Origin of the sequence: Pseudomonas sp. NFACC14 (genome assembly GCF_900106885.1) — a bacterium.
Classification (GTDB): Bacteria; Pseudomonadota; Gammaproteobacteria; order Pseudomonadales; family Pseudomonadaceae; genus Aquipseudomonas; species Aquipseudomonas fluorescens_AA.
Genome location: NZ_FNOA01000010.1, coordinates 108,500 through 135,351, shown reverse-complemented (window position 1 = coordinate 135,351; position 26,852 = coordinate 108,500). Strand labels below are relative to the sequence as shown.

Annotated in this window: 26 protein-coding genes; 13 read left to right on the top strand and 13 right to left on the bottom strand. The window is 62.2% G+C overall.

What is annotated here, in order from left to right:
* The first annotated feature begins 17 nt into the window (after window positions 1-17).
* On the top strand, window positions 18-944 hold the full coding sequence (locus BLU85_RS16745) for a LysR family transcriptional regulator (protein WP_092201222.1): 927 nt from the start codon (window positions 18-20) through the stop codon (window positions 942-944).
* On the opposite strand, the gene BLU85_RS16740 is transcribed toward BLU85_RS16745, so the two are convergent.
* The 8 genes from BLU85_RS16740 to BLU85_RS16705 form a co-directional block, all read right to left on the bottom strand.
* Window positions 861-1,178, bottom strand: a complete 318-nt coding sequence (locus tag BLU85_RS16740; protein ID WP_072409143.1) for an AzlD domain-containing protein — start codon at window positions 1,176-1,178, stop codon at window positions 861-863. The two genes, BLU85_RS16745 and BLU85_RS16740, sit on opposite strands and share 84 nt — an antisense overlap.
* The gene (locus BLU85_RS16735; protein WP_053117411.1) at window positions 1,157-1,870 is read right to left on the bottom strand and encodes an AzlC family ABC transporter permease; all 714 of its coding nucleotides are present in this window, start codon (window positions 1,868-1,870) and stop codon (window positions 1,157-1,159) included. The genes BLU85_RS16740 and BLU85_RS16735 overlap by 22 nt, the downstream gene beginning before the upstream one ends.
* Window positions 1,867-2,304, bottom strand: coding sequence for a GNAT family N-acetyltransferase (locus tag BLU85_RS16730; RefSeq protein WP_170847589.1), 438 nt, complete (start codon window positions 2,302-2,304; stop codon window positions 1,867-1,869). Before BLU85_RS16730 ends, BLU85_RS16735 begins: the two co-directional genes overlap by 4 nt.
* Window positions 2,305-2,317: 13 nt before the next feature.
* Window positions 2,318-3,064: a 2OG-Fe dioxygenase family protein gene (locus tag BLU85_RS16725; protein WP_092201224.1), complete on the bottom strand. Its 747-nt coding sequence runs from the start codon at window positions 3,062-3,064 to the stop codon at window positions 2,318-2,320.
* Between the two features lie 292 nt (window positions 3,065-3,356).
* Window positions 3,357-4,643: an OprD family porin gene (locus BLU85_RS16720; protein ID WP_092201226.1), complete on the bottom strand. Its 1,287-nt coding sequence runs from the start codon at window positions 4,641-4,643 to the stop codon at window positions 3,357-3,359.
* Window positions 4,644-5,180: 537 nt separating this feature from the next.
* Entirely contained in the window at window positions 5,181-5,381 is a 201-nt protein-coding gene (locus BLU85_RS16715) for a hypothetical protein (RefSeq protein WP_057449186.1), read from the bottom strand.
* A gap of 243 nt (window positions 5,382-5,624) precedes the next feature.
* Window positions 5,625-6,731, bottom strand: a complete 1,107-nt coding sequence (gene aguA, locus BLU85_RS16710) for an agmatine deiminase (protein WP_092201228.1) — start codon at window positions 6,729-6,731, stop codon at window positions 5,625-5,627.
* A gap of 253 nt (window positions 6,732-6,984) precedes the next feature.
* Entirely contained in the window at window positions 6,985-9,897 is a 2,913-nt protein-coding gene (locus BLU85_RS16705; RefSeq protein WP_092201230.1) for an aminotransferase, read from the bottom strand.
* A 207-nt stretch (window positions 9,898-10,104) separates the two neighbouring features.
* On the opposite strand from BLU85_RS16705, the gene rfbB reads away from it, so the two are divergent.
* From rfbB to BLU85_RS16670, 7 genes are all read left to right on the top strand, one after another.
* Window positions 10,105-11,187, top strand: coding sequence for a dTDP-glucose 4,6-dehydratase (gene rfbB / locus BLU85_RS16700; protein ID WP_092201232.1), 1,083 nt, complete (start codon window positions 10,105-10,107; stop codon window positions 11,185-11,187).
* On the top strand, window positions 11,184-12,059 hold the full coding sequence (gene rfbA / locus BLU85_RS16695; protein WP_092201234.1) for a glucose-1-phosphate thymidylyltransferase RfbA: 876 nt from the start codon (window positions 11,184-11,186) through the stop codon (window positions 12,057-12,059). Before rfbB ends, rfbA begins: the two co-directional genes overlap by 4 nt.
* Window positions 12,056-12,601 carry a dTDP-4-dehydrorhamnose 3,5-epimerase gene (rfbC, locus tag BLU85_RS16690; RefSeq protein WP_092201236.1) on the top strand — a complete coding sequence of 182 codons (546 nt, stop codon included), beginning with the start codon at window positions 12,056-12,058 and terminating at the stop codon, window positions 12,599-12,601. The genes rfbA and rfbC overlap by 4 nt, the downstream gene beginning before the upstream one ends.
* Complete coding sequence (gene rfbD / locus BLU85_RS16685; protein WP_092201238.1) at window positions 12,598-13,482, top strand: dTDP-4-dehydrorhamnose reductase; 885 nt, start codon at window positions 12,598-12,600, stop codon at window positions 13,480-13,482. The genes rfbC and rfbD overlap by 4 nt, the downstream gene beginning before the upstream one ends.
* Before the next feature lie 68 nt (window positions 13,483-13,550).
* A complete protein-coding gene (locus BLU85_RS16680) occupies window positions 13,551-15,359 on the top strand; it encodes a sensor histidine kinase (RefSeq protein WP_092201240.1) in 1,809 nt (602 codons plus the stop codon).
* Complete coding sequence (locus BLU85_RS16675) at window positions 15,356-16,747, top strand: sigma-54-dependent transcriptional regulator (RefSeq protein WP_092201242.1); 1,392 nt, start codon at window positions 15,356-15,358, stop codon at window positions 16,745-16,747. The genes BLU85_RS16680 and BLU85_RS16675 overlap by 4 nt, the downstream gene beginning before the upstream one ends.
* Window positions 16,748-16,784: 37 nt before the next feature.
* On the top strand, window positions 16,785-17,240 hold the full coding sequence (locus BLU85_RS16670) for a YiiD C-terminal domain-containing protein (RefSeq protein ID WP_092201244.1): 456 nt from the start codon (window positions 16,785-16,787) through the stop codon (window positions 17,238-17,240).
* Between the two features lie 74 nt (window positions 17,241-17,314).
* Here BLU85_RS16670 and cysQ read toward each other — a convergent pair whose 3' ends face one another.
* The gene (cysQ, locus tag BLU85_RS16665) at window positions 17,315-18,142 is read right to left on the bottom strand and encodes a 3'(2'),5'-bisphosphate nucleotidase CysQ (RefSeq protein ID WP_092201246.1); all 828 of its coding nucleotides are present in this window, start codon (window positions 18,140-18,142) and stop codon (window positions 17,315-17,317) included.
* Window positions 18,139-18,705 carry an ADP compounds hydrolase NudE gene (gene nudE, locus BLU85_RS16660; RefSeq protein ID WP_053117370.1) on the bottom strand — a complete coding sequence of 189 codons (567 nt, stop codon included), beginning with the start codon at window positions 18,703-18,705 and terminating at the stop codon, window positions 18,139-18,141. The genes cysQ and nudE overlap by 4 nt, the downstream gene beginning before the upstream one ends.
* A gap of 88 nt (window positions 18,706-18,793) precedes the next feature.
* Between nudE and yrfG the strand changes: the two genes are divergently transcribed.
* The gene (gene yrfG, locus BLU85_RS16655; RefSeq protein ID WP_092201248.1) at window positions 18,794-19,456 is read left to right on the top strand and encodes a GMP/IMP nucleotidase; all 663 of its coding nucleotides are present in this window, start codon (window positions 18,794-18,796) and stop codon (window positions 19,454-19,456) included.
* 110 nt (window positions 19,457-19,566) lie between these two features.
* Here the strand turns inward: yrfG and lysM are convergent, their stop codons facing one another.
* A complete protein-coding gene (gene lysM, locus BLU85_RS16650; protein WP_092201250.1) occupies window positions 19,567-20,007 on the bottom strand; it encodes a peptidoglycan-binding protein LysM in 441 nt (146 codons plus the stop codon).
* Window positions 20,008-20,140: 133 nt separating this feature from the next.
* Here lysM and BLU85_RS16645 point away from each other — a divergent pair, with 133 nt between their 5' ends.
* The 4 genes from BLU85_RS16645 to BLU85_RS16630 all read left to right on the top strand — a co-directional run bounded on the left by BLU85_RS16645 (window position 20,141) and on the right by BLU85_RS16630 (window position 25,067).
* Entirely contained in the window at window positions 20,141-21,028 is an 888-nt protein-coding gene (locus tag BLU85_RS16645; RefSeq protein ID WP_060739659.1) for a LysR family transcriptional regulator, read from the top strand.
* Window positions 21,029-21,121: 93 nt separating this feature from the next.
* Complete coding sequence (gene fdhD / locus BLU85_RS16640; RefSeq protein WP_092201252.1) at window positions 21,122-21,961, top strand: formate dehydrogenase accessory sulfurtransferase FdhD; 840 nt, start codon at window positions 21,122-21,124, stop codon at window positions 21,959-21,961.
* On the top strand, window positions 21,958-24,306 hold the full coding sequence (locus BLU85_RS16635) for an FdhF/YdeP family oxidoreductase (RefSeq protein WP_092201254.1): 2,349 nt from the start codon (window positions 21,958-21,960) through the stop codon (window positions 24,304-24,306). Before fdhD ends, BLU85_RS16635 begins: the two co-directional genes overlap by 4 nt.
* A gap of 281 nt (window positions 24,307-24,587) precedes the next feature.
* Window positions 24,588-25,067: a glycine zipper domain-containing protein gene (locus BLU85_RS16630; RefSeq protein ID WP_072409178.1), complete on the top strand. Its 480-nt coding sequence runs from the start codon at window positions 24,588-24,590 to the stop codon at window positions 25,065-25,067.
* Between the two features lie 78 nt (window positions 25,068-25,145).
* On the opposite strand, the gene BLU85_RS16625 is transcribed toward BLU85_RS16630, so the two are convergent.
* Together BLU85_RS16625 and BLU85_RS16620 are read right to left on the bottom strand one after the other, a co-directional pair.
* Window positions 25,146-25,565, bottom strand: a complete 420-nt coding sequence (locus tag BLU85_RS16625) for an acyl-CoA thioesterase (RefSeq protein ID WP_092201256.1) — start codon at window positions 25,563-25,565, stop codon at window positions 25,146-25,148.
* Between the two features lie 46 nt (window positions 25,566-25,611).
* Window positions 25,612-26,838 (bottom strand): 3-hydroxyacyl-CoA dehydrogenase, encoded by a 1,227-nt coding sequence (locus tag BLU85_RS16620; RefSeq protein ID WP_092201258.1) that lies wholly within the window; start codon window positions 26,836-26,838, stop codon window positions 25,612-25,614.
* Window positions 26,839-26,852 lie beyond the last annotated feature (14 nt).

Genomic DNA, 26,852 nt, shown 5'->3' with positions numbered 1-26,852 from the left:
GCAGAGGGCATTACCTCATGGATAGCAGAACCCTACGCAACCTCATGCGTATCGTGCAGACCGGCTCGTTGTCGGCAGCGGCCGAGCATTCGTGCCTCACGGTGCAGGCGTTGGCGGCGCAGTTGAACAAGGTCGAGGAACAGTTCGGTTTCCGGTTGTTCCGGCGCTCGAACAAGGGCCTGACGTTGACGAGCCAGGGCTCGGAACTGACCCCCTTCATGGATCAGGTGCTGATTGCCACCCGGCAATTGGAAGAAAAAGTCGCGGCACTCAAGACACCGCGACAGCGCACGCTCAGGGTGGCGCTCAATACCACCCTGCCGGCGGAGTTCAACCGGCGGATGATCGATCGATTGATCGCCGTGTTCCCCCAGTATCAATTGGAATTCAGCTACGCCGAGTCGATGGAGAACCTGAGCAAGCTCAGGAACGAAGATTTTGACCTGGCGATCCTGATCGGGCAGCAACCGGGCGGTTTTACCAGCATCGACATGCCGGATGTGCAGGTGCGGGTGGTCGGTGCCCATTGTGGCGACGAAGACGACTCCCTGGGCCTGCTCGGTGACAAGTTTCAGGTGCGTCCGGCAGAAGAATGTCCGTATTCTCACAGCTTCCTGCGCTTTCTCGACGCTGGCCTGGGTGAATACGGGTCGAGCCAGCGCATGGTGTATTCCTGCAGTGAGACGCTGACATTGTCGTTGATCACGCAGCTCGACGGCCTGGGGCTGGTGTCCCGGGAGGCGGCGCTGCGCAACGGCCTGGCGATTTTCCCGGACTTCGAGGACTTCCTCGAGGTCCGCCTGGCGGTGAATAATCCGGAGCTGTCTGGCCAGGCGCTGCACGATGTGGTGGACCTGAGGCTACAGGAACGAACCGAGCGCGATGTACGCCGCCGTGCCCAGCGCCACACTGAGAAACAGGTTGCGGCTGAAATACGCACATAACAGCGTCGGAATCGCGGCATAAAACTCAGGGCGGTCGAGTTGTATCTGCTGGTCCTTGATCAAGAGCGGGGTCAGGCTGATGGCAGCGACGATCGCCACTGGCAGGTATTCCAGGGCACGGGCGACGAAGGGCGGCCAGTGTTCGGTGTTGACCTGCAACGGCAGGGCACGTGGCAGGAAGGTCACGGCCATCATCAGGACCACGACCAGGATCAGGAACGTTTGGTCAGGCATACGCCTACCCCGCAGCCAACGAACGTGGCAATGAAGACATTGAACGGCGAGCTGCCCAGCAGGCTCAGCCCGCCCATGCAGACGACGGCGGCCAGGGCCGCGATCAGTTTGTTGCGGGTGTCGCACAACGAAACCAGCACATAGAGCATCATTGCGGTCAGCGCATAGTCGAGCTGGTATTTGATGAGGTGTGCCGCGTATTGCGCACACACCGCGCCCAGCAAGCCACCGAGCACCCAGGACGTATGGCAGAACAGGTTGAAACCGACCAGGTAGCGCACGCTCACCGGCGCCCCGCTGCCAAGCTTGACGCTGTGGAACGCGAATGACTCGTCCGTCAACCCTGCCGCGTAGCACCAGCGTTCGAAACGACTGAGGCCCAGCGCCCGCAGGGCCTTGGCCATGTAGACCGACATCAGCATGTGCCGGGCATTGATCAGGAAGGTGGTGAGCACGATGGTGGTCAGTGACGCACCGCTGGAAATCAACGCCAGCGCCGCGAATTGCGAAGCGCCCGCATAGACGAACAGGCACATCGCCACCGGCAACCACAGGGGCAGCCCGGCGTTGACCGCCATCAGACCGAACACAAACGAAACCGTGAAATAACCCGCTACCACCGGACTGGCTTCAGCAAAGGTACGCGAGGCTTGTGGTTCGACCGCCAGCGGCTGGCTGGAAGTCTTGTTCATAAATCCCTCTCGAAGGTGATTTCACCCCGGGGCTCACAGAACCCCTGGGCGGCCCAGAAACGCTTGCCGGCCAGATTAGCATCGTCGACGAAAAGGAACATGCGCAGCACGCCTACCCGCTTCATGTCAGCCGATGCGGCCTCGACCAGGCGCTGGCCCAGGCCTTTGGTGCGATGCTGCGGGCTGACCGCCAAGTGATTGATCGTGCCACGGGTACCGAGCATGCCGCCGATCACCGCGCCGACCACATCACCGCTCGCATCGATGGCCAGGTACGCGGTGGTGGTGTCCTGCAACAACACACCGCGCAGGAATCGGGCATCCTGCCATTCGCAGAACGACACTTCGTCGAAACCGCGAAAGAACCACTCCAGTCGCTCGGCGTCCCGGACCATGGCCCGGCGCAACAGGACTTGCTGCGTCGGGTCGTCCATGGGTTCGAGCCGCTCAGCGAACAATGTCGAAAGCGGTCCCGGGCCGCGAAAAGGAAATGGCCAGGATCTGCCGGTACGCCATGTCATGCTTGTGAATGTTGCGCGCCGGGGTCACGTAGTGGCGCATGTCGCGGTCCAGGAAGAACGTGGTGTCGAGGATGTCCTCGTAAGTCGTCGCCGCCAGCTGCTCTTCCTGGGCGCTGTACAAACGGCTCTCCGCACCCGCCACATTCTGGCGCCCCCAGAAGTGCACGCCACTGAACGGGTAGCCGTCGCAGTGAATCCCTTCGGGGGTGATTTCCAACTGTTTGCCCGGCTTGATCTCGATGCGGATCTGATGGATCTGGCACTGCCAGATTTGATCGTGCAAGTCCTGGGGCAGGACGTTCTTGTATACCTCGAAATCCGTGTCGATCAGGCTGCGCATCACCGGCGAATTGATCACTTCGTTGGAGAAGTCCTGGAAGTGACGCTCCAGTCCGCCGACATAGCTGTTGTTGGCCTTGGACTGAACGTAGGCCCGGTGTTCGAGCTGCTTGAGCTCTCGGGTCGTGGGGTTGTATTCGAAATCGCTGTAGCGGCGAAAACGCATGCCTGACTCGGCCTGGCCGTAGTAACTGTCGGGCTCCATGTTTTCCCAGCTTTTGGTCAGCCGGACAAAATCGCCGAAATGACCGTAGAGGTTGAAGTCCCCACCGCGAACGTTGACGTATTTGTCACGTCTCAGCGCTTCGCCCACTTCCCTGTTCAGAACGATCATTTTTCATAGGTCTCCACTGCATTGAGCGGCCTAATCTAGTAGGTGCAGGATTTACGTCCATGAGAAAGTATTTGAGGCATTTCAAGCGACGATTGAAACGGAGGGCAACGTTGCATTAATACGACTTTTTCTCGGGAAAACAGGCTGTTTCAGTGGCTTTTCTTGCGCTAAAAGCCAAAAGAACCCGAGTTTGGTGTCGCAACGCTATTCACTTCAGGCGGGTATGAATCAGTTGTGGCGAGGGAGCTCGCTCCCTCGCCACGGTTTTACAAGCTCGTAACCCGTTCAGGCATCAGAAGACGTTGATCGGGTAATCCACGAACACCCGCAGCTCATTGCCGCTGACGTTGTATTCGCTGGACTTCTGCGACACCCGCAACACGGAGCTGCGCAACCTGACGCTCAAGTCCTTGGCCGGGCCGCCCTGGACCACGTACTTGAACTGGTTGAAGATCTCGCGCTCGGTACCGCCTTGGCTGGTGGACGTGGTGATGTTATCGCCACGCACATAAGCGACGTTGTAGGTCAGGCCCGGAACACCGAAGGTGGTGAAGTCCAGGCCGTAGCCCAACTGCCAGCTGCGCTCATCCTCGGCGTTGAAGTCGGACCAGTAGGAGTTGGCCAGGTAGATCGTGTTGCCGCCGTCACCCACACGGTTCTGCCCGCGCTGATAGCCGCCGTAGGCGTAGCCCAGGTTGCTGTCGCCGGTGCTGCGCTGGTGGGCGAGCGTGAAGCTGTGCGGGCCGGTGGCGAAGGTGGCGGCCAGGCTCCAGATCTTGTTGTCGTCGCCAGTGACGTTGTTTTCGCGAACGTAGCTGTTGTCCAGCTTGGTGCGATAACCGTTGAAGTCCAGGGTCAGGGACTGATCCTTGGCCAGCGGGAACACGTAGTTGGCGTTCACGTATTGCTTCTTCAGTACGTCCTCGACATCCGAGGCGTAGAGCGAAGCCTTGAACTGCTCGGTGAACTGATAGCTGCCGCCCAATACGTTGATCGACTTCAGGCCACCGCTGTCACGGCCTTCGGCGCTCTTGCGCGATTCGGCGGTGAAACGGCCGGCATTCAGTTCCAGCCCCTTGATCTCCTTGGAGGTGATCAGCGTGCCGGTGTAGCTTTCCGGCAGCAGGCGCGAGTTGTCATAGCTCAGCACCGGCAGGGCCGGCATCTGGTCACCGTAGGCCAGTACGGTGTTGGAAACGCGGAACTTGACCGCGGCACCGAACTTGGACAAGTCATCGGCCGCGTTGCCGCTGTCACCCTGCTTGAAGAAATCGATGCCTTGCGCACCGCTGCGACCTTTGCCGCCGTCCAGACGCAACGCGTACAGGCCGAAGGCATCTACACCCACGCCCACCGTGCCTTGGGTGAAACCGGACGAGAACGTACCGATGGCCGCCTGACCCCATTCGGCCTTGTCCTCGTTGCCGTCTTTGTAGTCGCGGTTGATATAAGCGTTGCGCAACAGCACTTTCAAACTGCTGTCTTCAACGAACCCCTTTGACTCCGCCTGGTCGTTGGCCATGGCGTGTGTCGTGCTCAAGATCCCCAGTGCGATCAAACTAATGCGCTTGTTCAACATGATTATTTTCCTTGTACGGGTTGATACGCACCGCGGCGAGCAGCCGAAATGGCGCTTTCTGCGCTCTTTTTCGGACTCTTGCTCCTGAAAATAATGAAAAGGCCCGCCCACGAGCGAGCGTGTCGGGCCTTTTTATTATTTAAGAGTCATGGCTGTCAGCCACAGGCGTAGGGCGAATCCTAGTCGCGCCTTCAACAGTGTGTCAATTTCGTGAATCGTCTGTAATTAGGCGAAAAACATCTAAGAATCGATCAAACGAACAGCCGTCCAAACCGCGAGTCGCCGAGGGTACGGAGGCCTGCTCCGGCAGGGTTTGCTTGAGCCATTTGAGCGAAGGCCACGGACTTGCCCGGGACACCCTCTGTGGGAGCGAGCTTGCTCGCGAATGGCAGTGTGTCAGTCAACAGCCGTGTTATTAATCTACCGCTATCGCGAGCAAGCTCGCTCCCACAGGGATTTTTGTGTGAATTCGAAAACCCGCGGGCACAAAAAAAGCGCTGCCATCCCGGCCAGCGCTTTTTATCAATCCGTCGAATTCTATCCTTGCATCACATCCCACAACGCTTCCAACTCAGCCTCGCTGAACAAGCCAGCGGGGTAACGCTCAACGATCATCCGGCGCGGATCAGGTTCTCTGATCTGACGCGTTCCGTTGGACTTCAACCACTGCGCCAAGGCTTGAAGCGACTCACCATTAACGGCCAAGGGATGGCATGTGCGCTCGCTTGTCATATTCATTCCAGCGCCCTCTCCTGGTTGATGAGCGGCTAATTTATCCAAGGTTTATGACAAAACAACTCAGCTCCATTCCCGGAACTGCCGCTGATCCGATACAAGAGCTATGCCAATGTATCCACGCCCACCCATGAACAGATACAAAAAAACCCGCGACCCAATCGGGCCGCGGGCTTGCCGGGATGGATCCAAAATCGCCGACCCAGGGCCGGCGCAGGCACTACCAGCGGGCTGTTACATCGCCACTCATTTTACGTACGGCGCGGGTTGCTGTTGGGTAAGGCAATGAATATTCCCGCCGCCCAGTAACAGTTCGCGCCCGGGCACCATGACCACTTCGTGCTGCGGGAACAGGCTCTGCAGGATGTCCCTGGCCGGCGCGTCCAGCGGGTCGTCGAAGCTGGGCGCGATGATGCCGCCGTTGACGATCAGGAAGTTCACATAGGAACCGGCCAGTCGCACGGTTGGGTTGCGCTCCTGGGAACCTTCCACCGCATCCACGCCCGCGCACTCCTCTTCGGTGGCATACATCGGCCCCGGAATCGGCATTTTGTGCACTGTGAACGGGCGCCCCTTGGCGTCAGTGCTGTTTTGCAGCACATCCATCGCCGCATGGCAGCGGGTGTAGTTCGGGTTTTGCGGGTCGTCGGTCCAGGCAAGCAGGACTTCGCCCGGACGCACGTAGCAGCAGAAGTTATCCACATGGCCGTCGGTTTCGTCATTGAACAGACCGTCCGGCAGCCAGATGATCTTGTCCACCGCCAATTGCGCGCTGAGCACCGCCTCGATCTGCTCACGACTCATGTGCGGGTTGCGATTGCGGTTGAGCAGGCACTCCTCGGTGGTGATCAGGGTGCCTTCGCCATCCACATGGATCGACCCGCCCTCGAGCACGAAACCTTCGGTGCGATAACGCGGGCTGCGTTCGATCTCGAGGATCTTGCCGGCCACTTGCGAATCACGGTTCCAGGGCGCATACAGGCCGCCGTCGAAACCGCCCCAGGCGTTGAAATCCCAATCGACACCGCGCACTTCCCCGCTGTCATTGATCACGAACGTAGGGCCGGTATCGCGGACCCAGGCGTCGTCGCTGGACATTTCCACCAGGCGGATATTCGGCAGGTCGAGGCGCGCCCGGGCATTTTCGTACTGGGCCGCGGACACTGCCACAGTCACCGGTTCAAAACGGGCGATGGCCTTGGCGACCGCCACGTGGGCGGCCTGCGCGGGCTTGCCGCCCAGGCGCCAGTTGTCCGGACGCTCGGGCCAGATCATCCAGACCTGGGTCTGGGTCGCCCATTCGGCAGGCATATGGAAACCATCCGCGCGCGGAGTGCTGTGCAACGTTGTCATGGGTCATCTCCTGGGCGATGGGCAGTGGCAACTTTATAAACGATAAATATCGACTAATAAAGCCACAGAAACTAAACACCATCAAAAAACAGCGTAAAACACCGACAAAAATCGATTTGAAAAGTAACACTAAACCCTGTGGGAGCGAGCTCGCTCGCGATAGCGGTGAATCAGCCACGTAGATATTGGCTTAAGCACCGTCATCGCGAGCAAGCTCGCTCCCACAGGAGAACAGCTTGGCGTTCCAGATCGATTACAGCCCCTCGTCCAATACCTTCGCCAGCATATCGACAAAGAAATCCACACTCTGACGCGTGGTCACCATCGGCGGTTTGATCTTGAGGATGTTCAGATAATCGCCCGTCGGTTGCATGAAGATCCCCAACTCCCGCAGGCGATTGCACAGCGCCATGGTCTCTTCAGTGGCCGGTTCCAGGGTCTCGCGATCTCGGATCAGTTCCACGCCCAGGTAGAACCCGGAACCATGCACCGCACCGACCAATGGATACTGGTCGATCAGGGCCTCCAGTCGAGCCTTGAAGTGCCCGCCAACCACCCGTGCGTTTTCCCAGAGGTTGTCTTCTTCCATGACATCCAGCACCGCCATGCCGATCTGGCAACTGACCGGGCTGCCACCGGCCGACGAGAAGAAGTACCCCTCGGCTTCCAGTGCCTCGGCGATTTCCCGGCGGGTGATGACCGCACCCAGCGGCTGGCCGTTGCCCATGCCCTTGGCCATGGTGATGATGTCCGGCACCACGCCTTGTTCTTCGAAGCCCCAGAAAAACTCGCCCATGCGCCCGTACCCGACCTGCACCTCGTCGGCGATACAGACCCCACCGCGCTCGCGCACCATCGCGTAGACCTGCTTCAGGTAACCGGGCGGCAGTGCGATCCCACCGGCGTTGCCGTACACCGGTTCGCAGATGAAGCCGGCAAGCTGACGCTTGCTCTCGGCAATTTTCGCCAGGTTGTGCTCGACGCTGCGCACGTAGTCCGGCGCACTGTCGGGACCGCGGAACTCGCCGCGGTAGGTGTTCGGGGCGGTCACCGGGTGCACCCAGTCCGGGCGGCTGCTCAGGGCCTGGGGGTTATCGGCGATGGACGTCGACACCGCGTCGGCGGCCACCGACCAGCCGTGATAGGCCTCCAGCACACTGAGCATGTCCCGTCCGCCGCTGTAGGCCCAGGCCAGGCGGATCGCCAGGTCATTGGCCTCGGTGCCGCTGTTGACCAGGAACACCCGGTACATGTTGGACGGCGACAGCGCCAGCAGGCGTTCGGAAAACTCGGCGATCGCCGCATAGTGGAAACGCGAGTTGGTATTGAGCAGCGACCATTGCCGGGCAGCCACCGCCGCCATGCGTGGATGGCCGTGGCCCAGCACGGCGACGTTGTTGAGCATGTCCAGATACGAGCGGCCCTGCATGTCGATCAGGTGGTTGCGCCAGCCACGCTCGATGCGCGGCGGATCGACGTAATAATGTTTCTGCGAACGGGCGAAGCTCGCATCGCGGCGGGCCAGCAGTGCCTCGGGATCGACCTCCGGCTCGGCATCGCAGGCCAGCCCCAGCAGCACCGCCGGCGAAGGGCAAAGCGCCTGCCAGGCCAGGGCCCTGGAGGGCGTGCAGAACAGCGGCGGATTCACCTGGGCGCCCCGGCACAACTGGACCTGCAAAGGCCCAGTCACTTCACCCAGCACCTGCCCCTTGACCAGCGCCGCCCCGGAATGCAGCGGCGACGTCACGCCCCACAAGCGCACGCTCAACTGCGCGCTGTCCAGTTGCAACATGCCGTCGGCGGCCTTGTGCACAACCCCGGCGAACGGCGATTCGAGCGGCGTGCCCTGGGGCACACTCAACGCCACGTGCAACGGATAAGTGTCGGGGTCGACGGCGCTGTCCGGCCGGGTGCGAGACAAACGGTACTGCCCGTAGCGACTGGCGGCCAGGCCGTGAAGCCCGGCGGCTTCGTCCAGCAGGCGCTGGTCGATTCCCGGCTGCTCCCAATTGCCGGCCTCGAAATGCGGGCTCAACACACCCAGGTCGATCAGGGCGAACTCACGCCCCACCAAGGTCGGCAACAGCGGCGCAAAACCCTCGCTGGCAATGGCCGGCAGGCTGTGGCCGACGGCGGTGAGAATCGCCGCTTCCATCAGTTCGAAGGGCACCGAGTGAGCCACTCGGAAAATCTCCCATTCATGGGCCAGGTTGTCGCGGCTGTATTGGTTGTCCGGATCGATGGAAACCTGCTGTTCACCGCTGAGCACCAGCACCGCGGCGCGCGCCACGATCAGTGGCCACAGCGCCAACAGCTCCTGGCGCTGCAAGGGATTGACCGCGTGGTAGGCCTTGATCGCCGGCAAGATGAAGAACGGATCGCCGTCGGCGTGATGCAGCAGGGCCGCGCACGTCACCGACAGGTCAGTGATGCGCCAGGTACGGACCAGGTCGCCGAAATCGATGACGCCCTGCAATTGCCACTGGCGCTGGGCATCGCGCTGCCAGACCACGTTGTCATCGGTGATGTCCATGTGGATCGCCTGCACCGGCAAGCTGGCCTTGAGCGGCTGCAAGCGCCGCTCGGCCTGTTGCGCGACCTCGGCGACCAGATGGCGCCGTTGTTCATCCTCGATGACAGGCAACAGGTACTCGACCAGGGCCGGGGCATGGCGCGCGTCCCATTGCAGGGTGCGCTCCAGGCCCGGGTGGTCGAATGTCGCCAGGGCCAGGTCCATTTCCGCGCACAGGCGGCCCAGGCCCGTTACAAGCTCGGGTGCCAGGTGCTTGAGTTGCGTGAGGGACTGGCCGTCGATGTACTCCAGCAGGCGCATGTGAATCGCTTGGCCGTCGACGTCCAATGTCAGCAGGTCCAGCCCGTTGCTGGCGCAAATCACCCGCGGGACTTTCACCGCGTCGTGTCCGGCCAACTGCTTGAGGGCTGCATGCTGGGCCTGTATTTCCGGGACAGCGTAGTCGCCGTGGCAAATTTTCAACACAAAGCGCCCGCGCTCGCTGTCGACGCGGTAGTTGAGGTCCTGGTTGCTGCCAAGGGGTCGCAGGTCGCCGCTGAGTCCGTAATTCAAGCGCAACAGCACCAGCGCTTGCTCGGCACTGATCTGTGGGCTTGGCAAACTGGCACGGTGAACCAACGTAGCGAGTGGCATACAACGACCCCTGAGGTGGTTTTGTTCGGATGCCTATCACGCCACTGAGCCGGAGGATAAGCAACCCCTCTGTTCAAAAATATGCACAGCGCTCCTGGGGCCATATAGGGGGAGAGTGTGTCGGGGGATATTCGCTTGCACCGCTCCCGCCATGCCGACAAGCTATGCTCCTATGCTTTGTCGTCCCACAGAAAAAGGCTTAACCGGATGCGCATTCTCATCACTGGCGGTGCTGGCTTCATCGGCTCGGCGCTCATACGGCACTTGATTCTCGATACCGAGCATCAGGTCCTGAACCTCGACAAGCTGACGTACGCTGGCAATCTCGAATCGCTGAGCAGCATCGATCACGACAGCCGCTACGAATTCGTCCAGGCCGACATTGTCGATCAAGCGACCGTCAGTGCGGTGCTGGCGCGATTCAAGCCTGACGCCATCATGCACCTGGCGGCCGAGTCCCATGTAGACCGCTCCATCGATGGCCCGGCAGACTTCATCCAGACCAACATCGTGGGCACCTACAGCCTGCTGGAAGCCACCCGCGTTTATTGGCAGGCCCTGGCCGAGCCGCAGAAACGCGCGTTTCGCTTCCACCACATCTCCACCGACGAAGTGTATGGCGACTTGCACGGTGTGGATGACCTGTTCACCGAAACCACCGCCTACGCCCCAAGCTCACCGTATTCGGCGAGCAAGGCGGCATCCGACCATCTGGTCCGCGCCTGGCAACGCACCTACGGCTTGCCCGTGCTGTTGACCAACTGCTCGAACAACTACGGGCCGTTTCACTTCCCCGAGAAGTTGATTCCCCTGGTGATTCTCAATGCGCTGGCCGGTAAACCGCTGCCGGTCTACGGCAACGGCCAGCAAGTGCGCGACTGGCTGTTCGTCGAAGACCATGCCCGGGCACTGCTCAAAGTCGTCACCCAGGGCGCGGTCGGCGAGACGTACAACATTGGCGGGCACAACGAGCAGAAAAACATCGACGTGGTGCGCAGCATCTGCGCGCTGCTCGAAGAGCTGGCGCCACGCAAACCCGAAGGCGTCGAGCACTATGCCGACCTGATCAGCTTCGTCCAGGATCGCCCCGGCCACGACCTGCGCTACGCCATCGACGCCAGCAAGATCGAACGGGAACTGGGCTGGACACCTCGGGAAACCTTCGAGACCGGGCTGCGCAAGACGGTGCAGTGGTACCTCGAGAACCTGCTGTGGTGCCAGCGCGTCCAGGACGGCAGTTATCAGGGCGAGCGCCTGGGTTCGCTCGACAACAAGGATGCAATTGCATGATGAAAGGCATAGTCCTGGCCGGCGGTTCCGGCACCCGCCTGCACCCGATTACCCTCGGGGTTTCCAAGCAGCTCCTGCCGATTTATGACAAACCGATGATTTATTACCCGATCTCGGTGCTGATGCTCGCGGGCATCAAGGACATCCTGATCATTTCCACCCCCCAGGATCTGCCGCAATACCGCAACCTGTTGGGCGACGGCCAGCAGTTTGGCGTGCACTTCAGCTATGCCGAGCAGCCATCGCCCGATGGCTTGGCCCAGGCGTTCCTGATCGGCGAACAGTTCATTGGCAGCGACTCGGTGTGCCTGATCCTGGGCGACAACATTTTCCACGGTCAGTATTTCGGCGAGCAATTGCAGACGGCTATCAACCGGCCAAGTGGCGCGACGGTGTTCGGCTACTGGGTCAAGGACCCCGAGCGATTTGGCGTGATCGACTTCGACTCGGAAGGGCGGGCGATGTCCATCGAAGAAAAACCCACTGCGCCTAAATCCAGCTACGCGGTGACCGGCCTGTACTTCTACGACAACGACGTGATCGAGATCGCCAAGACCATCAAGCCATCCAAACGCGGCGAATTGGAAATCACCGACGTCAACAACGCCTACCTGCAACGCGGCGACCTGCACGTCGAGCGCTTCGGCCGCGGTTTCGCCTGGCTGGACACCGGCACCCACGACAGCCTGCTGGAAGCCTCGCAGTACGTGCAGACCATCGAACATCGCCAAGGCCTGAAAGTGGCGTGCCTCGAAGAAATTGCCTACCAGCAAGGTTGGGTCAGCCGCGAGCACATCCTTGAGCGCGCCCAGTATTTCGGCAAGACCGGCTACGGCCAGTACCTGTTCAAGATCGCCGGAGAAACACGTTGAACGTCATCGCCACCCGTCTGCCGGACATCCTGATCATCGAACCGAAAGTCTTCGGTGACGATCGAGGGTTTTTCTACGAAAGCTTCAATGCCCGGGCATTTGCCGAGGCGACCGGCTGCGCCCTGCCGTTCGTCCAGGACAACCACTCACGCTCCACCCGGGGCGTGTTGCGGGGCCTGCACTATCAAATCGAACAGACCCAGGGGAAACTCGTACGCGTCACTGCCGGGGAGGTGCTGGATATCGCGGTGGACATTCGTCGCAGCTCGCCGACCTTCGGCCAATGGGCAAGCGTTCGCCTGTCGGCGCAGAACCATCGGCAGCTGTGGGTGCCACCAGGGTTTGCCCACGGCTTCGTCGTGCTGAGCGAATCGGCAGACTTCCTCTACAAGACCACCGATTACTACTCACCCTCGGCCGAACGCTGCATTCGCTGGGACGATCCGCAACTGGCCATCGATTGGGAGCTGGAAGGCGCGCCGATCCTCTCGGCCAAGGACCAGAACGGCAAGGCCTTGCACGAGGCAGACCTGTTCCCATGAATACCCCCCTGCGCATCCTGATCGTCGGCCGCAATGGCCAGGTTTCCCGGGCACTCCAGTCGCGCCTGAGCGGCATGGGCGAGTTGCTCGTACGCGGCAGCGACCCACTCGATCTGGCGCAACCGGACTCCCTGCGCGCGCCCATCGAGGCCCTGAGCCCCGACCTGATCATCAATGCCGCCGCCCACACGGCCGTCGACCAGGCCGAGAGCGAACCGGAACGGGCATTTGCCATCAATGCTACGGCACCGGGCATCCTGGCCCAGGCAGCGCTCGACCTGGGCATCCCGTTGATTCACTACTCCACCGACTACGTCTTCGATGGCCTCAAGCCCGCCCCCTACACCGAGGACGACACGCCCAACCCGCTGAGTGTCTACGGGCGCAGCAAACTGGCCGGCGAACATGCTATCCGCCAGGCTGGCGGCCAGCACCTGATCCTGCGTACCAGTTGGGTGTACTCCACCGAAGGACGCAATTTCCTGCTGACCATGCAACGCCTGTTGCAGGAAAAACCTCAGCTGCGGGTGGTGGCCGATCAGATTGGCGCACCGACCTGGGCGGGCACCATTGCCGACAGCACCGCCCAACTGATCGAGCGCTGGCAGGCCGCCCAACCCGGAGCCTGGGGCACCTATCACCTGACGGCCCGGGGCGAGACGTCCTGGTTCGGTTTCGCCCAGGCCATCGGCGAAAACCTGCTCGAACGACACAAGCCGTGTGCACTGCTGGAGCCCATTGCGTCCAGCGCTTACCCGACGCCGGCCCCTCGACCGCTGAACTCGCGCCTGGACTGCAGCCGCCTGCTCGAGGAGTGGGCGGTGAGCCAACCCGACTGGCGAGACGCGTTGCAGCAGTGTCTTGCCGGACAAGCCTGGTAAGGCCTTACAAATAGTATTTGCGGGGCAACTAGGCATAATACGCCTGTCACCACAGGCGCCCGATGCCCATGAACTCCACCCTTCCCCGCAGACCCCGTTGGCGCAGCCTGGCCTTGCTTGCGCTGTGCCTGGCGCCGTTGTTGTGGCCGCTCGAGCACCTGGCCGAACGTTATTACCGCAGCGAACTGGCCGGACAGAACCGCCAGACCCTCGACCTCTACGTCGCCAACCTGTTGGGCACGCTGCACCGCTATGAGGTGCTGCCACAGATTCTCGGCGACCTGCCGGCCTTGCGCGCTGTCTTGTCGACCCCGGACGACGGCGTGACCCAAGGCAACGCCAACCGGCTGCTGAAAAACATCAGCGCCCAGACCGGCGCGGAAGTCATGTACCTGATGGACCCCACCGGCAAGACCCTGGCGGCGTCGAACTGGGACAAGCACGACAGTTTCGTCGGGCGCAACTTCTCCTTCCGTCCGTACTTCATCGAAGCCATGGCCGGGCGCCTGGGGCGCTTCTTCGGCTTGGGCACCACATCGGCCAAGCGCGGTTATTTCTTCGCCGCCGCCGTGCACGACCGCGAAAAAGTCATCGGCGTGCTGGTGGTCAAGGTCGACCTGGACCACACCGAAAGCCTGTGGGGCAAGACCCCGGAACAGTTGCTGGTGACCGACCACAATGGCGTGGTCATCCTCACGTCGCGCCAGGAATGGCGATTTCGCGCGACTCGACCGCTAGGTGATGACGAGCGCCAGGCCATCAGCGCGGTACAGCCTTATCCGACCCGCGACCCCAAGCCGCTGAACCTGGATGCCAACGCCTGGCTGACCCAGACCCAATCCATCGAAGAAACCGGCTGGAGCGTGAGCATTCTCGCCCCGCGCACGCTGATCGACCGTCCGGTGCGCACCGTGGTCGCCATCGGCGGCGCGGCATTGCTGGTCTTGATGCTGTTGCTCGGGTTGATGATGCAACGCCGGCGCCATTATCTGGATCGGATCGCCTTCGAAGCCAAGGCCCGTCACGAGCTGGAGGGGCGGGTGGCCGAACGGACCAGCGACCTGGAAGGCCTGAACCGGCGACTGCGCCAGGAGGTGCTGGAGCGCGAGCAGGCCCAGCAGGAGTTGGTCCGAGCCCAGGATGACCTGGTGCAGGCCGGCAAGCTGTCGGCCCTGGGCACCATGTCGGCGAGCATCAGCCACGAACTCAACCAGCCGCTGGCGGCGATTCGCAGCTACGCGGAAAACGCCGAGATATTGCTCGACCACCAACGCACCGAGGATGCCCGCGGCAACCTCAAGCTGATCAGCGAACTGACCGGGCGCATGGCATCGATCATCGCCCACTTGCGCGCCTTTGCCCGCCGCGATCGCCATGCTCCGGAAAGCGTCGCCCTGCAACCGGCGCTGGACGATGCCCTGGCGCTGCTCGCCAAACGCCGGCGCAGCATGGAAGTGGAACTGATCCGCGACTTGCCGGCCGCCACACTGTGGGTCGAGGCCGGCGAAACCCGCCTGCGCCAGGTGCTCGGCAACCTGTTGGCCAACGCCCTCGACGCCCTCACGGAAAAAGGCCCGCCACGCAAACTCTGGCTCAGCGCCCAGGCCACCGACACCGGCGTCAACCTGTACATCCGCGATAACGGCCCGGGGTTTTGCATGGAAGCCCTGGGCCGCGCCGGTGAGCCCTTCTACACCACCAAGACGCGCACCCAGGGCCTTGGCCTGGGGCTGGCGATCTGCGACACCCTGATGCGCGCCTTCGGCGGCGAACTGTCGTTCGCCAACCACAAGGAAGGCGGCGCCCTGATCACCCTGAAGCTGCGCGCCGGCGCGCCCGGGGTGAGCCTGCAACCGTCCGAGGACCGAAGTGTATGACCATCGATAACCGGATTGAGGTGGTGCTGATCGATGACGATCCCCATCTACGTCAGGCCTTGAGCCAGACCCTCGACCTGGCCGGCCTGAAGATCCTGCCCCTGGCCGAAGCCAAGGGCGTGGCTGGGCAACTGCCCCGTGACTGGCCGGGGGTGGTCGTCAGCGATATTCGCATGCCGGGCATGGACGGCCTCGAACTGCTGGGCGAACTCCACGCCCAGGACCCGGAACTGCCGGTGCTGCTGATCACCGGCCACGGCGACGTGCCGCTGGCGGTGCAAGCGATGCGCGCCGGGGCCTACGATTTCCTGGAAAAACCTTTCGCCAGCGATCATCTGCTCGACAGCGTACGCCGGGCCCTGGCCTTGCGCCGCCTGGTGCTGGACAACCGCAGCCTGCGCCTGGCCCTGAGCGATCGCCACGAACTCAGCGCCCGCCTGGTCGGCCAATCGGCTCCGATGCTGCGCCTGCGCGAGCAGATCGGGGCACTGGCCGCCACCCGCGCCGACGTGCTGATCCTCGGTGAAACCGGTGCCGGCAAGGAAGTGGTCGCCCGTGCCTTGCACGACCTCTCAAGCCGACGCAATGGCCCCTTCGTGGCGATCAACGCCGGAGCCCTGGCCGAGTCGGTGGTGGAGAGCGAGCTGTTCGGCCACGAGCCCGGTGCTTTTACCGGTGCGCAGAAACGCCGTATCGGCAAGTTCGAGTTCGCCAACGGTGGCACGCTGTTCCTGGATGAAATCGAAAGCATGAGCCTGGATGTCCAGGTCAAGCTGCTGCGCCTGCTGCAAGAGCGCATGGTGGAACGACTGGGGGGCAATCAACAGATCCCGCTGGATATCCGCGTCATCGCCGCGACCAAGGAAGACCTGCGCCAGGCCGCCGACCAGGGACGTTTCCGCGCTGACCTGTATTACCGCCTGAACGTCGCGCCGCTGCGCATACCGCCGTTGCGCGAACGGGGCGAGGATGCGCTCATGCTGTTCCAGCATTTCGCCAACGAAGCCAGTGCTCGCCATGGCCTGCCGCCCCACGAATTGCAACCGGCGCAACGGGCGTTGCTGCTGCGCCACAGTTGGCCGGGCAATGTCCGGGAGCTGCAGAACGCCGCCGAACGCTTTGCCCTGGGACTGGAACTGGCCCTGGACAACAACGCGCCAGACGGCAGCCCCGGCGCACCGGTGGAACTGGTCAGCGGCGGCTTGAGCGAGCAAGTGGAAAACTTCGAGAAAACCCTGATCGCCGCCGAACTGGCCCGCCCCCACAGCTCGGTGCGCAGCCTGGCCGAAGCCCTGGGCATCCCCCGCAAGACCCTGCACGACAAGTTGCGCAAGCATGGCCTGACCTTCGGCGACAGCAGCCAGGGTTCGGCCGATGAGTCCGATTGAATTATTGTCATTTCCCCGTCAAGCAAGAGGCCCCGCAATGAACCGCGACAGCCGTTACCTGGAATCGATCCTGCACCACGACATCCCCTTGACCCGGGACATGGGCCTCAAGGTGCTCGATTGGCAGGCCCGGCAACTGCGCCTGTCCTTGCCGCTGGCGGCCAACGTCAACCACAAGAGCACCATGTTCGGTGGCAGCCTGTATTGCGGCGCCGTACTGGGTGGCTGGGGCTGGCTGCACCTGGCCCTGCGCGAGGAAGGCATCGAAGACGGGCATATCGTGATTCAGGAAGGGCAGATCAGCTATCCGCTGCCAGTGACCCGCGATGCGACGGTTGTCTGCGATGCGCCCGAGGAAAACCTGTGGAAACGCTTCCTGGCCACGTATCGGCGCTATGGCCGGGCGCGGCTGGCGTTGCAGACACAGGTGATGAACGTGGGAAGCGATGAAATCGCGGTGCAATTCGAGGGGCAATACGTGTTGCACCGCTGAAACACCGCCGGCCCCTGTGGCGAGGTATCGCTGTGTGGGAGCCAATCCCCTTGCCACAAGGGATCGAGCCAGACTTAAGAGCGAGCCAGCTCCAACAGCTTCCCACGCCACGCCGCTTTGGCCGGCAACGCCAGGAATGACGTATTCAACAGCGACTCCCGCGGTGGATAGCAGAACGCTTCGCCGCTCAAGTCCAACACCTCGCCCCCCGCGCCTTCCAGCACACCCTGGGCGGCGGCGGTGTCCCACTGGGAGGTCGGCGCCAGCCGGGGATAACAATCCGCCGCGCCTTCAGCCACCAGGCAAAACTTCAACGAACTGCCAATGCTGGTCAGTTGCAGCTCGCCCAGGCTCTCGCTCAAGCCCTCCAGCAGGCGTTCCTGCGCCGGGCTGGTATGCCGGCGACTGGCGACCACGGTGAACGTTTCGCCCGGCGCCAATGCATCACGAACCGCGATAGGCAAAGGCACACCGCCCTTGTCGCCACGCCAGGCACCCAACCCGGCGCCACCGACGTAAAAGCGTCCATTGGTCGGCATCGATACCACACCGAACACCACACGGCCCTGTTCCACCAAGGCGATATTGACGGTGAACTCCTCGCTGCCGGAGATGAACTCCTTGGTGCCATCCAGCGGGTCCACCAGCCACCAGCGTTGCCAGCCGGCACGCACGCCTTGGGCAATATCGGCGTCCTCTTCGGAGAGAATCGGAATATCCGGGGCCAGCGCCGTCAACCCGGCCACGATCACATCGTGAGCCGCCATGTCCGCGGCAGTCACCGGCGACTCGTCGGCCTTATGGTTGACCTGCACGTTGGCGCGCCAGAACGGCAGGATCGCTTCACCGGCCTGGAGCGCCAGCCCGACTACGGGAGCCATCAACGGATGAGGGAAAGTCATGACAGGAACGCTCCACGCTGGGCCAGCAGGTCACGGGCCAGGTACAGCGCCGCCAAGGCCCGGCCCTCGGTGAATTGCGGGTTCTGCGCCAGGGCCGAGAGCTCACGCAGGTTGACCTTGTCCACTCCCATCGGCTCGGGCTCGTCGCCCTCCAGCCGTTCTTCATACAGATCGGTGGCCAGCACCACCTGGATCTTCTGACTCATGTAGCCAGGGGACAGCGACAACTCGGTCAGGTGTTCCAACTGTCGCGCGCCAAAGCCGGCTTCTTCCTTGAGCTCCCGCTCGGCCGCCGCCAGCACGTCTTCCCCTGGCTCGATCAAGCCCTTGGGCAGGGACAGTTCGTAGGCATCGGTACCACCGCAATACTCTTCCACCAGCACCGCGTGGTCGGCGTCGAGCATCGCCACGATCATCACCGCGCCGTAGCCCGCACCCTTGCTCGCCAGACGCTCATAGGTACGCTCCACGCCGTTGGAAAAGCGCAATTTCAGTTCTTCCACACAGAACAGGCGGCTGGTAGCGACGATCCGGCGATCGAGTATGGTGGGTTTCTGGCGCATAAACGGCTCCCTGGGCGATAGCAGGCTACTATACCCGGCCTATTCTGATTGTTTGTGTCGGATATCCGATTACCGCTGGAGAAGTTTTATGGCCTTGCTGCCCTGGCATGAGATCGATACGGTTCTGCTGGACATGGACGGCACCCTGCTGGACCTGCATTACGACAACCATTTCTGGCTCGAACACCTGCCCCAGCGCTACGCCGAACTGCATGGCGTGAGCCGGGCGATGGCCGAGATGGAGCTGCAACCCCTGTTCGAGCGCAACGCCGGCCAGTTGCAGTGGTACTGCCTGGATTTCTGGAGCACTGAGCTGAAGTTGCCGGTGCGCGAACTGAAGTTGGAAACCGCCCACTTGATCGCCTTGCGCCCGGACGCCGATACGTTCCTGGCGGCAGTCCAGCGGGCCGGCAAACGCGTGGTGATGATCACCAATGCCCACCGCGATTCGTTGTCCTTGAAGCTGGAACGCATCGAACTGGCCCCCTACTTCGAACGCTTGATCAGTTCCCACGACTACGGCTTCCCCAAGGAAAACCCACAGTTCTGGGACGCACTGCAAGCCGACCTGAATTTCGACCCGGCCCGCAGCCTGTTCATCGACGACACCCTGCCGGTGCTGCGCAGCGCCCGGGATTTCGGCGTGGCGCACCTGTTGGCGGTCAGCGAGCCGGACAGTCGCAAGGGGCCGAAGGATACGGGGGAGTTCGAGGCGCTGGGGGATTATCGGGACTTGATTGCCGGGCTTTGAACCGCGCCGTATTCATCGCGAGCAAGCTCGCTCCCACATTGGTTTCGCGACGAACCAAGCCCCCTGTGGGAGCGAGCTTGCTCGCGATGAAGGCGACACAGGCCTGCAAGTTACTCAGGGATACGCAACACCTGCCCCGGGTAGATCTTGTTCGGGTCTTTGAGCATCGGTTTGTTGGCCTCGAAGATCTTGTTGTACTTGTTCGCATCGCCGTATTCGGCCTTGGAAATGGCGCTGAGGGTGTCGCCTTTCTTCACCGTCACGAAACGCGCCGCCTTGGCCACCGGGCCGGTCACGGTGATCTGGTCGTCGACACTGCCGACGCCTTCGATGTTGCCCACCGCCAACAGGATCTTTTCCTTCTCTTCCTGGCTCGCGACTTCACCGGTGACGATGACTTTGTCGCCCTCGACGGTGGCCTGAACGTTCGGATTGCCCAGGCCGACCTTTTCAATGTGCTCTTTCAGTTGCTCGCTGGCATTGGCATTGCCGGGGGTCAGCAGGTCGATCAGCTTTTCACCGGCTTCCTTCACAAAACTAAAGATACTCATGGCACACGCTCCTTGATTTAAGTGTTCAGACGCAAAGACTAGACCAGGCGGGACGCACCCGGCTCCCAGCCGACCAATGACCCCGCCACGCGCAAGCGCTAGAATCCGGATCTTCCCGCGCCCTGGAGCGAAGATGGACATCAAGCAGCTGAAATTTCTCATCGCGCTGGACGAAACCCGTCACTTCGGCCAGGCCGCCGCACGCTGCCATATCACCCAGCCGACGCTGTCGATGCGCCTGCGTAGCCTGGAAGAAGAACTCGACCTGCCGCTGGTCAACCGCGGCCAGCGCTTTGAAGGCTTCACCGCGCCGGGCGAACGGGTGCTGGCCTGGGCGCGCACGGTGCTGGCGGCCTATGATGGGCTGCAGGCCGAAGCGGCGGCCTGTCGGGGCAACCTGGTGGGTACGCTGCGCCTGGGCGTGGTGCCGTTGTCGGACTTCGACCCGCTGGCGATGATGCAGCGCTTGCACACCGAGCACCCCAGCCTGCGTTTCGAATTGTCGTCCCTGAGCTCCGAACGCATCCTCGAACAGTTGGCGAACAACCGCATCGACCTGGGTGTTTCCTACCTGGAACGCCTGGACAACGAACGTTTCGAGGCCCTGCCCTTCAGCCCCACCCGCATGGGCCTGCTTTACGACCAGCGTTATTTCTTTTTCGGTGAACAACCGCTGAGTTGGGAAGCCCTGATCGAACTGCCCTTGGGCATGCTCACCAGCGGCATGCATTTTCGCCAGTCCATCGACCACAACTTCCACAGCCGGGGCCTGACGCCCCAACCGCTGTTACAAACCGACGCGGTGCACCAATTGTTACAAGCTGTGCACGGCGGGCTGTGTTGCGCGGTGATGCCCCTGGACAGCGGCCTGGACGTCCTGACCGAGGATTTGCGCATCCAACCCATTGAAAACGCCCAGACGCTAGTCCCGCTGGGCCTGATCATGCGGCGCGGTGCCCCCCGCTCGGCGTTGGCAGAGGCCTGTTTTGCCCTCTACCAGAAATCAGCGACGACTTCTTGATCGACGTCATCTATTGGAAGATCAGTAATAGCGATTAGACGTGGCAGATTGCCGCATTTAGTCTTAACACTATTCCTACTTTCAGTGATGCCCATGAACGACAAGCCTCCGGTCAGTCCAGCGCCAGCGATGGAAACATCCACGCCGGTCGCCAGCCAGAGCTATGGCTACTGCAATCTGGACCACTCCCAATCGGACAGCACCGCGCTGGCCGAGGAAGTGGCGCTGGCGATTGCCTATAACGGCATCAGCCAGGCAGTCATGCTGGTCACCCCCACCGACCTGGAAGACTTCATCGTCGGTTTCAGCCTCGGCAGCGGCATCATCGAAGATTCATCGGACATCTATGACCTGCAACTGAGCGGCACGGGTGCCGCGCACTATGCCCAGGTGACCATCGCCAACCGCGCCTTCTGGAACCTCAAGCAGCAACGCCGGCAGTTGGCGGGCACCAGTGGCTGCGGATTGTGCGGCGTGGAAGCGGTGGAACAGGCCTTGCCAAACCTCAAGGTGCTGCCCGGCGCACCACTGCCCGCGGCGCAATGGCTCGATGGCCTGCGTGACCGTATCAGCCAGTTCCAGCCCCTGGGCCAACATTGCGGCGCGGTCCATGCGGCGTTGTTCATGAACGCCCAGGGTGAATTGCTGCTGGGCCGCGAAGACATTGGCCGGCACAACGCCCTCGACAAGCTGATCGGCGCGTTGATCCGGCAACAGATTCCGGTGGCCGGTGGCGTGGCGATCGTCACCAGCCGTTGCAGCCTCGAACTGATCCAGAAAGTACTGCGCGCCGGCATCCAGACGCTGGTCAGCCTGTCGTCGCCCACGGGCCTCGCCGTGCAGTGGGCCCGCCAACACAACCTCAACCTCATCCACCTGCCGCAAAAAAGTGCGCCGCGGGTCTACAGCCCTGCGATGGAGAAACAAGCGTGAGCAATCATCAACAAGCCGACCAGAAACCCGTACCGCGCTACAAGCCCTACAAGGGCCCGGCCGGTGGCTGGGGTGCGCTGATCAGTGTCGCTCAGGCCTGGTTGACCAGCGACAACGCGCTGAAAAACATCCGCATGATGCTCAAGACCAACCAGAATGGCGGTTTTGACTGCCCTGGCTGTGCCTGGGGCGACTCTCCCGAAAGCGGCATGGTCAAGTTCTGCGAGAACGGCGCCAAGGCCGTGAACTGGGAAGCCACCAAGCGTCGCGTCGACGGTGCTTTTTTCGCCAAGCACAGCGTGACCTCGCTGCTGGAGCAGAGCGACTACTGGCTCGAATACCAGGGCCGCCTGACCGAACCCATGCGCTACGACGCCGAAACCGACCGCTACAAGCCCATCAGTTGGGAAGCGGCGTTCGCCCTGGTCGGCAAGCACCTGCAAGGGCTGTCCAGCCCCAACCAGACCGAGTTCTATACGTCGGGCCGGGCCAGCAACGAAGCGGCCTACCTGTATCAACTGTTCGTGCGCGCCTACGGCACCAACAACTTCCCCGACTGCTCGAACATGTGCCACGAAGCCAGCGGCGTAGCCCTGGCCCAGAGCGTGGGCGTGGGCAAGGGCACGGTGACGTTCGACGACTTCGAACACGCCGACGCGATTTTCGTCTGGGGCCAGAACCCTGGCACCAATCATCCGCGGATGCTCGAGCCACTGCGCGAGGCCGTGAAGCGCGGCGCCCAAGTGGTGTGCATCAACCCGCTCAAGGAGCGTGGCCTGGAGCGTTTCCAGCATCCACAACATCCGCTCGAAATGCTCACCAACGGTGACAAGCCAACCAATACCGCGTATTTCCGCCCGGCCCTGGGTGGCGACATGGCGATCTTGCGCGGCATGGCCAAGTTCCTGCTGCAATGGGAGCGTGAGGCGCAGAACAGCGGCGCGGCGTCGGTGTTCGACCACGCGTTCATCAATGAACACAGCACCAACGTGCTGGATTACCTGGCGGCGGTCGACGATACGCCGTGGGAACAGATCCTCGAGCAATCGGGCTTGACCCTGGTCGAAATCGAGCAGGCGGCGCGCATGTACGCCAAAAGCGAGAACGTGATCATGTGCTGGGCGATGGGCATCACCCAGCACCGTCATTCGGTGGCGACCATCCAGGAAATCGCCAACGTGATGATGCTGCGCGGCAACATTGGCCGGCCGGGCGCAGGCCTGTGCCCGGTTCGCGGCCACAGCAACGTGCAGGGCGACCGGACCATGGGCATCAACGAACGCCCACCGGCGGCATTCCTCGACGCGCTGGAGCGGCGCTTCCAGTTCAAGGTACCGCGGGAAAACGGCCACAACGTGGTCGAGGCGATCCACGCCATGGCCGACGGCCAGGCGAAGGTGTTCATCGCCCTGGGCGGCAACTTCGCCCAAGCCACGCCGGATAGCCAGCGAACCTTCCAGGCCTTGGCCAATTGCGACCTGACGGTGCAGATCAGTACCAAGCTCAACCGCAGCCACCTGGCTCACGGCAAGGACGCGTTGATTTTGCCGTGTCTGGGCCGCACCGACATCGACCTGCAAACCGAAGGTGCGCAAGCGGTGACGGTGGAAGACTCCTTCAGCATGGTGCATGCCTCATTCGGCCAGTTGCAGCCGCTGTCGAACCAGATGCGCTCCGAACCGTGGATCATCGCCGGTATCGCCGCCGCCACGCTGGGTAGCCGTCCGGTGGACTGGAACTGGCTGGTGGCCGACTACAGTCGCATCCGCGACCTGATCGCCGATACCATACCCGGCTTCAAGGACTTCAACGAAAAGCTGAAAAACCCCGGCGGATTCTATCTGGGCAACAGCGCTGGTGCGCGTCGCTGGAACACCCCGTCGGGCCGCGCCAACTTCAAGCCCAACCTGTTGCCGAGCGACCTGGTGCATGAACGCACCCGTGCCACCGGCCAGTTGCCCGACCTGATCATGCAGTCCATGCGCTCCCACGATCAGTACAACACCACCATCTATGGCCTCGATGACCGCTATCGCGGCGTCAAGGGCCAGCGTGACGTGTTGTTCGCCAACGAAGCGGACATCATTCGCCTGGGCTTCAAGCCGGGCCAGAAAGCCGACATCGTCTCGCTCTGGGATGACGGTCGCGAACGTCGGGTCAAGGGTTTTACCCTGCTGGCGTTCGACATTCCGGCCGGGCAGGCTGCGGCCTACTACCCTGAAGTGAACCCGCTGGTGCCCCTGGAAAGCACGGGCGACGGCAGCCACACGCCGACGTCGAAATTCGTTGCGATCCGCCTGGAAAAGGCGAGCGAGAGTGGACTGATCCTGGCCAAGTCGGCCTGACACACAGTTCATTGGCGAGGCGATTGGATTGTGTGGGAGCAAGCTTTGCTCCCACACAGCTCGCTCCCATGAGCGTACTTTTCTAGCGCCCACAAAAAAGGCCGTTTCCCCTGGAAAACGGCCCGTCTTAAGTAGCTAAAGACCGACTGATCAGCCTTAAGTTCCCACCAAAAAACAATAACTTAGAGAATTGTGCACAAGTCGTGTTACTCGTCGGATTTCGATTGTAAGCAAGCGAAGCGAGCCTCAGGATCGCGCCGTCATCCCTTTGAGGCTCCTCTATGAAGTTCTCCTCCATTCTCTTGTTGTCCCTTAGCCTGGCCAGTGGCATCGCTTGCGCCGGTGGTACTGCCGAAGCAGGTGTGGGCGGCGCATTGGGCGGGGTTTTGGGTTCGGTCGTCGGCCAGTCCCTGGGCGGCAACACCGGTTCCACTATCGGCGCGGCGCTGGGCGGTGCGGGCGGTAGTGCGGTCGGCGCAGACAAACACAGCCGCGGCGAAGCGGCGATCGGCGGCGCGCTGGGCGCGGCCGGCGGCAACGTGGTCGGCCGTAGCGTCGGTGGCAGCACCGGCAGCCTGATCGGTGCGGCGGCGGGCGGTGGCGCGGGTGGCGCCCTGGGTAACTACATGGGCAAGGACGATGACGATGACCGCCGTTATGACGATCGCCGTGGTGATCGTCGCTACTACCGTGACGGCCACCCAGGTCGCGGCCATGCCTATGGGCACCGCAAAAAACATCATCGCCACTACCGCGACTAACGGCTGATCGATACCAGCCGTTGAAGATCGCAGCCTCCGACAGCGCCCAGCGCTGACAGGAGGCTGCGATTTTTTGTTTCAGACCACCAACCGCTCCAACGCCCCACGTAGCCGATCCGGAATCGCCACCGGCCGATTCGACGCCCGATCCACGAATACGTGAACAAAACGCCCCGCCGCACAAGCCTCCTCCTCGCCCGCCTTGAACACCGCCAGCTCGTACTGCACCGAACTGCTGCCCAACTTGCCAACCCGCAGGCCGATTTCAATCCGGTCTGGAAAGGCGATCGAGGCGAAGTAGTCGCAGGCCGAACTCACCACGAACCCCACCACGTCTCCATCATGGATATCCAGGCCGCCGACTTCGATCAGGTAGGTATTCACAGCGGTATCGAAAAAGCTGTAGTAGGTGACGTTGTTGACATGACCGTACACATCGTTGTCGTGCCAGCGCGTGATGATGGGCTGCAAGTGTGGGTATTCGTTGCGTTGGGGCATCAGCTGTCCTTTACGGTTGTTCGATGGTCTTGACGTGGCACGGGGCTCAGGCCTGCGCGAAACCCTTGCCCTGCGCCGCCAGCTCGCCGATCAGGCGCGCGGGCTTCCACTGGTCGCCCTGCTTCGTTTCGAGCTCCAGCAGGCGTGCGTGGATGGCTTCCAGCCCCTGCCCGTCAGCCCAGGCCATCGGCCCGCCCTTGTCCGCAGGGAAGCCGTAGCCGTTGAGGTAGACCAGGTCGATCGCGTGGGCCGACTCGGCAATGCCTTCCTGCAGAATCTTCGCCCCCTCGTTGACCAGCGCCAGCAAGCAGCGCTCGAGGATTTCCTCCGGGCCGATCTCGCGACGCTGGAAGCCCAGCGCCTCACTGACCCGCAACACCAGCGCATCGACCTCGACATCATGCTCGGCCTGTCGACTGCCCGGCTCGTAGTGATAATACCCATTGCCGCTTTTCTGGCCGAACCGTCCCAGCTCGCACAGACGATTGTCCACCTGCACTTCGGGCGCATCCTGGCCCTTGCCCGCCAGCTCACGGGCACGCCACTCCAGGTCGATGCCAACGACGTCGTACATGCGAAACGGCCCCATGGCGAAACCGAAGCCTTGCAACGCCGCATCCACCTGATGGGGGAACGCCCCCTCCAGCAACATCTTGCGCGCTTCCAGCACATACGGATGAAGCATCCGGTTGCCAATGAAGCCATGGCAGTTGCCTGATATCACGCTGACCTTGCCCATGCGCTGGCCCAGCACCAGGGCCGCATCCAGCACCGCTTTGGAGGTTTGTGCGCCGCGAACGATCTCCAGCAGCTTCATGATGTGTGCCGGACTGAAGAAATGCAGGCCCAGGACCTGGGCTGGCCTGCGGGTGACGGCGGCGATTGCATCGATGTCCAGCGCCGACGTGTTGCTCGCCAGGATGGCCCCGGGCTTGAGCAGGCCGTCCAGCTCGCGAAAGATGGTCTGTTTGAGTTCCAGGTTTTCGTAGACCGCTTCGATCACCAGGTCCACCTCACGGATCGCCGCGTAATCATCCGCCCGTGTCACCCGGGCGATCCGCGCATCTGCCTCACCCTGGTCAATACGGCCCTGGCGCACACCATGGGCATAGGTCTCGGCCACGGCAACCAGTGCCTGCTCGAGCATCTGCGGATTGTTGTCGACCCACTGCACCGCCACGCCGGCGTTGGCCAGGCACATCACGATGCCCCGCCCCATGGTGCCTGCACCGACCACCGCGGCGCGCTGAATATCGAAAGGTGTCTGGCTCATGTTGGCTCTCTTGT